Consider the following 3,535-nt stretch of genomic DNA (forward strand, 5'->3'; position numbering starts at 1 on the left):
ATTCATTAATTACTTTTTTATATTAATTATATTACTTTGCTTAGAGTATTTATCATTTTGATTTGCTACTACATAGACATCTAAATTTACATCTTCATCTCCTAAATTCATTGTAAATTCGTTATCTTGTATTCCATTTTGTAATAATATAAAACCATCATTGTTTATATTATTTTTAACATATACACTATACGAAGAATTTTCAATATTTATCTTATCCCATGTAAGTCTAGCACTATTATTTTCATAATCTATACTATATGATAAATTTTCAACTGATAAATCTTGTATATTATCTTGTAGAGGCTTTATTTCCACAATGTTACTTGGCTTTGTTGTTCCAACATCAGTATTACCTATAACATATATACTTAAGTTCGGCACCTTACCATCTACTAAATTTACTTCTAAAGTAGTTTTTATTTTGCTATGATTATTAATATCTTCATCATTAACCTTTACTGATTTATATAATTTAAATCCACTTTCTTGTAAAGAGTTATTTCTTACAAATACATCATATCCATGTACACCTTCTAAATGATCCCATTCTAAGTATATAACTGCTTTATTATCTATAATTTCATAACTTGATACTAGATTTTCTATTTTATTATTTGTTATAGATTCTTTAACTACATTCACAGTTATAATCTTTGATTTATTTCCACAGCTTATTCTTACTTTTTCACTACCTTCTTTAATAGCTGTTACAGTTCCATCAGCATATAGGCTTATTGCTCTTTCTATTGGTAATTTAGGCTCCACTAATTCAAATTTTATATTTGGAGCTTTTAGACCTTTAGGATTTGTAACAACATTTGGTCTTAACTTTTTACTCTCACCAATTTTAACTTCAAATACATCCGCTATATCTATCTTATCTACTTTAGCTTTAATATTATACTTAAATACTTGTTCTTGACCTTTAGCTTTAACTAAAATATTGGCTCTTCCAACTCCTACAGCTTCTATCCTATTTCCTTTTATTTTAATTACATCTTCATTCATACTTTCATATGTAACTTTTTCTCTTTCTTTAAATTTATCATAATCAACTTCAATTACCGAACTTATTGTAGCTTTATCTCCCACATATTTTAAGTCATTATCAATATCAACTTTTAGAGTTTTAACTTCTGGGTCTACCACTTTTATATCTGCTTTCTTTAAAATCCGTGTATTTTTCATTATTGCAACTGATGATATACCTTCTTTAACTCCGGTTAGTTTATTTCCTTCTATTTTTAATGTCCCACTTTCATCTAATATATTAAACCAAATATTAGCTTTCTTAGAGTAGGAAGGTATTGTTATATATTTTCCACTTGATAATGTTACGGTTTCATCTAACTTAATGATAAATTTATCTATATCTTTTATATAATCTCCATCTACTATCTCAACTTCTACTCCCTTAACCATAGGTCTCATGATCCCAAATTTAAAAAGGTAGTATTGAGCAATAAGTAGTATAGGTATAGATAGTACTATAGCAATAGTTCTATGGCGTCTATCCTTTATAAACCTCATATAACCACTTCCTTTTTGAGTATTCATATCTACCTGTAAATAATAATTTTAAATGACTTAATAGTTATATTAATTTCTTATAATTATATATTTCTCCTTTTAAATATCATACTTTATTTTTCTATAAAGGTATATAAAAATAAAGTATAATTAGTATTTTAAACCTTAATACTTTATTATATTAAAAAACTGTCTAAATGACAGCCTAATATAACATACTTTCTAATTGAAATCTATAAACTTATTAGTAGTACTTGTAAACATACTTTATAGTTATTATAAACCATAATTTAACTATTTAACCTTATTATATATAAATTTTTAACTAATTCAAGTCTATTTTCCATATATTTTATTAATTGTAACCATTCAATATACATATCATAATTTTCTCTAATCAGGTGTATAATATCTTTGTAATCAATATATTACCGAGGTGAAAAAATGAATAATTTAAAACAAATATTATTAGAAGAAATTCCCAATTTAAAAGAAACTACTTTAAAGTTTATAAATGGTGAAATTTCTAAAATGGAATATAAAGGCTTTTCTGGTGGATACGGCATTTATGCACAAAGAGATAAAAAGTCTTTTATGATCAGACTTAGATTATCTTCTGGAGTTATATCTAAACTTCAACTTAAAAAGGTATATCAGATAGCTAGTAAATACAAAGTAGAAAAAATACACTTAACTACTAGACAAGCTATTCAGCTTCATGGTCTTTCTGTAGATGATTTATGTAGTATAATGGAAGAAGCTTTACATAAAGATATATATAGCAGGGGAGCTGGAGGAAATTATCCTAGAAATGTTGGCTTATCTCCACTTTCTGGAATTGATATCGATGATGCATTTGATGTTACTCCTTATGCAGTAGCTACTGACAAACATTTTATGAGTAAAATAACATCTTACCATTTACCTAGAAAATTAAAAGTATCTTTTTCTAGTAATTATACTGATACGTCTCATTGCACAGTTCAAGATTTAGGTTTTATTGCTACTACTAAAGACAACTCTCCTTACTTTAGAGTATTTGTAGGTGGTGGTTTAGGTAGAAATCCTAAAATAGCTTTAGAACTTGACGAGCTTATAAAACCTTCTGATGTTCTTTACTACGTTGAAGGTCTAACTAAGATGTTTATAGATTATGGAAACTATGAAAATAAAAACAAAGCTAGAGTTAGATATATGGTAGAAGAACTTGGAGAAAAAGATTTTCTAGAGAAATTTAAAGAATACTCTAATAAAGAAAAGAAAATTGGTGGACTTGATCTTTATCCACAACCTATAAATTATAATAAAAAAGGTGTAGAGATTGATATATCTGATCCTAGGTTAATAAAACAAGGTCAATCTGGACTTTATAGCGTTTATATCCATCCTATAGGTGGACAGTTATTGACTAAAGATTTAAAATCTCTACTTAATGAATTAGATAAGGTAAAAGACCCTATGATAAGACTTGCTATGACTGAAGGGTTATATGTTATTAACTTAGATGGAAATGAAGCAAAACGAATTTTAGAAGTTAGTAAGTCTATAAGCGGAACTTCCTCTTTAGAACAAAGCGTATCATGTATTGGTGTTCCAATTTGCCAAATGGGAATACAAAATACTCAAAAGATGTTAAATGAAATAATAGATTATTTCAAAGAACAAAAAGATGACAGCCTTTTAAATAAAATACCTAAACTTCATATATCTGGTTGCCCTAACTCATGCGGTGTTCATCAAATAGGTAAAATTGGACTTTCTGGTAAAATGAAAAATATTGACGGCAAATCTGTAGATGCTTTTGAATTGCATATTGGAGGCGACTGCGAATTTACCAAAACTAAGCTAGGGTATTCTTTAGGCGATTATAAAGCTTGTGACATCCCTAAAATGCTAGTAGAAATTGCACAAGCTATTGACTGTGATTTTTATGAATATATAAGTAAAAATTCTGATAAATTAAATGAAATAATAGCTAAATATAAAATATAATTATTTATAA

Annotated in this window: 2 protein-coding genes; one reads left to right on the forward strand and one right to left on the reverse strand. The window is 26.8% G+C overall.

Going from position 1 to position 3,535, the window contains the following annotated elements; all coding sequences use genetic code 11:
* Positions 1-9 precede the first annotated feature (9 nt).
* Positions 10-1,533: a hypothetical protein gene (locus tag BN899_RS10655; RefSeq protein ID WP_042275217.1), complete on the reverse strand. Its 1,524-nt coding sequence runs from the start codon at positions 1,531-1,533 to the stop codon at positions 10-12.
* 444 nt (positions 1,534-1,977) lie between these two features.
* Between BN899_RS10655 and BN899_RS10660 the strand changes: the two genes are divergently transcribed.
* Complete coding sequence (locus BN899_RS10660; RefSeq protein ID WP_042275220.1) at positions 1,978-3,525, forward strand: nitrite/sulfite reductase; 1,548 nt, start codon at positions 1,978-1,980, stop codon at positions 3,523-3,525.
* Positions 3,526-3,535: the final 10 nt, after the last annotated feature.

Source organism: Faecalimicrobium dakarense, assembly GCF_000499525.1.
Lineage (GTDB): Bacteria > Bacillota > Clostridia > Peptostreptococcales > Peptostreptococcaceae > Faecalimicrobium > Faecalimicrobium dakarense.

Bases quoted from the DNA above. Each gene is read 5' to 3' on its own strand.
- BN899_RS10655 (WP_042275217.1), bottom strand. From the start codon at position 1,533: ATGAGGTTTATAAAGGATAGACGCCATAGAACTATTGCTATAGTACTA.
- BN899_RS10660 (WP_042275220.1), top strand. From the start codon at position 1,978: ATGAATAATTTAAAACAAATATTATTAGAAGAAATTCCCAATTTAAAA.